Annotated in this window: 5 protein-coding genes; 4 read left to right on the forward strand and 1 reads right to left on the reverse strand. The window is 65.3% G+C overall.

Annotation, left to right across the window (positions count from 1 at the left end; genetic code table 11):
- Positions 1–295 precede the first annotated feature (295 nt).
- Positions 296–934, reverse strand: coding sequence for a LemA family protein (locus tag EN994_RS22415; RefSeq protein ID WP_024504707.1), 639 nt, complete (start codon positions 932–934; stop codon positions 296–298).
- A 164-nt stretch (positions 935–1,098) separates the two neighbouring features.
- On the opposite strand from EN994_RS22415, the gene EN994_RS22420 reads away from it, so the two are divergent.
- The 4 genes from EN994_RS22420 to EN994_RS22435 all read left to right on the forward strand — a co-directional run.
- The gene (locus EN994_RS22420) at positions 1,099–1,350 is read left to right on the forward strand and encodes a hypothetical protein (RefSeq protein ID WP_063169474.1); all 252 of its coding nucleotides are present in this window, start codon (positions 1,099–1,101) and stop codon (positions 1,348–1,350) included.
- Positions 1,351–1,363: 13 nt separating this feature from the next.
- Positions 1,364–2,248 (forward strand): pyridoxal kinase PdxY, encoded by an 885-nt coding sequence (pdxY, locus tag EN994_RS22425; protein ID WP_063169475.1) that lies wholly within the window; start codon positions 1,364–1,366, stop codon positions 2,246–2,248.
- Positions 2,245–3,015, forward strand: a complete 771-nt coding sequence (locus EN994_RS22430; RefSeq protein ID WP_063169476.1) for a DUF429 domain-containing protein — start codon at positions 2,245–2,247, stop codon at positions 3,013–3,015. Before pdxY ends, EN994_RS22430 begins: the two co-directional genes overlap by 4 nt.
- Before the next feature lie 148 nt (positions 3,016–3,163).
- The coding region (locus tag EN994_RS22435; RefSeq protein WP_127307812.1) for a carbonic anhydrase at positions 3,164–3,660 on the forward strand (497 nt) is incomplete at its 3' end.

Raw genomic sequence — 3,660 nt, forward strand, 5'->3', positions numbered from 1 at the left:
GGAGATCGGCCGCGAGGGCGGTGAAGGGGAGGAAGAGGAGGCTTAGAAGAGCGAAAAGGAACCCTAGGCTTGCGTTCCGGAGCGCCCCCCTCTGCCCTGCCGGGCATCTCCCCCTCAAGTGGGGAGATTGGCCGCCATCTCCACTTTCACCAATTTTCAACGTCGCAAGATGGGCGTCAGCGCCGAAGCTGCCAATCTCCCCCCTTGAGGGGGAGATGTCCGGTAGGACAGAGGGGGGTGTTTGCACGCCAGCAGCCCGTCATTTCGCGGGATTTATTCCGATGACAGTGGACGTTCACCCGCCCTGCTTCGTGCCGAAATCGACCTTCGGCGGCTGCATCTTGTCTTCGGCGACGGTGAAATTGGCGAAGGGCTCGTTGCCGCGGAACCAGAAGGTCGCCCACAGCACCGAGGGGAACGTCCTCAGCGTCAGATTGTAGTCCCTGACCGCCTGGATGTAATCGCGCCGCGACACCGCGATGCGGTTCTCGGTGCCTTCGAGCTGCGCCTGCAGCGCCAGGAAGTTCTGATTGGCCTTGAGGTCGGGATAGGCCTCCGAGACCGCGATCAGCCGCGACAGCGCGCTGGTCAGCCCCGCCTGGGCATCCTGAAACTTCTTGAGGGCTTCGGGATCCTTCAGCGTTTCCGGTGTTACCGTGATCTGCGTTGCCTTGGCGCGCGCCTCGACCACCGCGTCGAGCGTATCCTTTTCATGCGAGGCATAGCCCTTGACCGTCTCGACCAGGTTGGGGATGAGGTCGGCGCGGCGCTGATACTGGTTCAGCACCTCGCTCCATGCCGCCCTGGCATTTTCTTCCGCCGTCGGGATGGTGTTATAGCCGCAGCCTGCAAGCAGCGGCAACACGATCGCCATCATCAGGAAGGCGGGCAGCGTGCGGAACGTGGACGGCAAGGCAAGGCGCTGGGCAAACATGATGGGGGTCCCTCGGTAGAAGTTGCACGCGAAGCATTACCACAATCAGCGCGCAAGAAAACCGCCCGCGCCGGCAGCCCCTCGCCTGGCACGCCCGGTGCCGCTGCAAGGCTCTGTGATTGGCCGTGCGAACGCGATAAGGTCCGGCAAAACGGGACATCATCATGGCGGAACGCCAGGACAGCGACAAGGAATCGCGCCGTATCCTCGAGCGCATTGCGCGCGAGACGGATCCGGCCGGCAACTCGTTTGTAGCGCGGGCAGCGAAAGGCATGCACGATCACGTCATCGCGGCCGATGCCGATCGTGCCGATCCGATCGAAGTCTGGGGCACCCGCTTTGGCCGCACGCTGGGCCTGCTGCTGGCGCTGGGCCTGATGGTCTGGCTCGTGCTTTACGTCATCCGGGGCAGTTAGGAATCAAACGACAATGAGCGCCGAACAAACCGACGCGCCGCGTGCGGTCATCGTCATTTCCAGCCATGTCGCGCGTGGCTCGGTCGGCAACCGTGCTGCCGTCTTTGCGCTGGAGACCCTGGGTTTCCCGGTCTGGGCGGTGCCGACCGTCATCTTGCCCTGGCATCCCGGCCATGGGCGCGCGACGCGCATCGTGCCGCCGCTCGACGAGTTCAAGGCTCTGATGGCCGATCTCGAGCGGGCGCCATGGCTGGGTGAGGTCGGCGCCGTGCTGTCCGGCTATCTCGGCGAGGCGGGCCAGGCCGAGGCCGTCGCCTCGCTGGTCGCCGCGGTCAAGGCAAGGACGCCCGGCGCCGTCTATATCTGCGATCCGGTGATGGGTGATTCGGGCGGCCTCTATGTGCCCGAACCGACCGCCATCGCCATGCGCGACCGGCTGATGCCGATCGCCGACATAGCCACCCCTAACCGCTACGAACTGGAATGGATGGCCGGCGCCGCGTTGCCAGACATGAAATCGGTGATCGCGGCGGCGCTGCACGCCGGACCATCGACCATGCTGGTCACCTCGGCGCCGTCGATGATGACGGGCGGCACCGGCAACCTCCTGCTCGATAACAGCCAGGCGCTGCTCGCCGAACATCGCCTGATCGACAAGCCGCCGAATGGCCTGGGCGATCTGACGGCGGCCGTTTACCTGGCACGCATCCTGTCCGGCCAGCCACCGATCAAGGCGCTGCAATCGACGACGGCGGCGGTCTACGAGATCCTGGCACGCACCGCCAAGCGCGGCGGCGACGAACTGCAGCTCGAAACCGATGCGCAGAGCCTGTCGCATCCGATGGCGATGGTCCAGCTTCGCCACCTCACACATCCAGGGCGGGGCCGCCGGGCGTGACATCGACTGAGGCCGTACTTGTCGGCGTCGATGGCTGCAAGGCCGGCTGGATCGCCGTCCGACGAACTTTTGGCATGGCACCGTCGGTCGGTGTCTTTGCAACCTTCACTGCCCTGCTCGCATCCCTTCCCGAAGACGCTGTCATCGCCGTCGACATGCCGATCGGCCTGCCCGGCTTTTCGGGCAAGGGCGGTCGCGGCCCCGAAGCGCTGGTGCGGCCGCTGCTCGGGGCACGCCAGTCCAGTGTCTTCTCGATCCCGTCCCGTGCCGCGCTCTATGCCGACACCAACGGCTTCACCACCATCGAAGCCTGGTATGCCGCGCACGTCAGGGCAAGCGCGGTGGCCCTGACCACATCCGATCCGCCGCGCGGCGTCTCGATCCAGGCGTTCGGCATTTTTGCCAAGATCCGCGAGATCGACGCCCTGCTGATCGCGCGGCCCGATTTGCGCGGCCGCGTGTTCGAATCCCATCCGGAAGTCGCTTTCTGCCGCTTGAACGGCGATCAAGCCATGCAACTGCCGAAGAAGATCAAGGGCAGCATCAATCCGGCCGGCATGGCGGAACGCAAGGCGCTGCTCTGCCGGCTCGGCTATGATAAGGGCTTTCTCGACCAGCCGCCGCCCCGCGGTGCCGCCGCTGATGACTTCCTCGACGCAGCCGCGATGACGCTGATCGCCGGTCGCATCGTCGGCGGCGAGGCGCGGCCGTTTCCCGACCCGCCGGGCCGCGACAGCTTTGGCATTCCCGTCGCCATCTGGGCGTGACGCTGTTGGCCACCGTTGCGCTCGATGCATGGCATTTCTAGCCAGCCCTCATAATTCTGCATTGCTCGCGACCGGCTTTTGCCGCTAGAGCCTCTCTAGACCGCAACGAGCTGCCGCATCCAACCCGGAAAGGCTCCAGACGCCGCCCATGTCCCATCTCCCTGAACATCTTCTCGCCGGCTATCGCAATTTCATGAATGGCCGCTATCTCACAGAGAGCGGGCGCTATCGCGATCTCGCTCGCGAAGGCCAGGCGCCGGAGACGATGATCGTCGCCTGCTGCGATTCGCGTTCGGCGCCCGAGGCGATCTTCGACGCTGGGCCGGGCGAACTCTTCGTTCTGCGCAATGTCGGCAATCTGGTGCCGCCCTATGCACCCGACGGCGAGTTCCATTCGACCTCGGCGGCGCTTGAATTCGCCGTACAGAGCCTCAAGGTCAAGAACATCGTCGTCATGGGCCATGGCCGCTGCGGCGGCATCCGGGCGGCGCTCGACAGCAATTCCGCGCCGCTGTCGCCGGGCGACTTCATCGGCAAGTGGATGAGCCTGATCGCGCCGGCGGCCGAAACCGTCTCCTCCAGCACCTTCATGACCGCCTCGGAGCGCCAGACCGCGCTGGAGCGCATCTCGATCCGCTATTCCTG

The sequence above is a fragment of the Mesorhizobium sp. M7A.F.Ca.CA.002.09.1.1 genome (genome assembly GCF_003998555.1).
In the GTDB taxonomy this organism is placed as follows: Bacteria; Pseudomonadota; Alphaproteobacteria; order Rhizobiales; family Rhizobiaceae; genus Mesorhizobium; species Mesorhizobium ciceri.

Coding starts and splice junctions, on each gene's coding strand:
- EN994_RS22415 (WP_024504707.1), bottom strand. CDS start 934: ATGTTTGCCCAGCGCCTTGCCTTGCCGTCCACGTTCCGCACGCTGCCC.
- EN994_RS22420 (WP_063169474.1), top strand. CDS start 1,099: ATGGCGGAACGCCAGGACAGCGACAAGGAATCGCGCCGTATCCTCGAG.
- pdxY (WP_063169475.1), top strand. CDS start 1,364: ATGAGCGCCGAACAAACCGACGCGCCGCGTGCGGTCATCGTCATTTCC.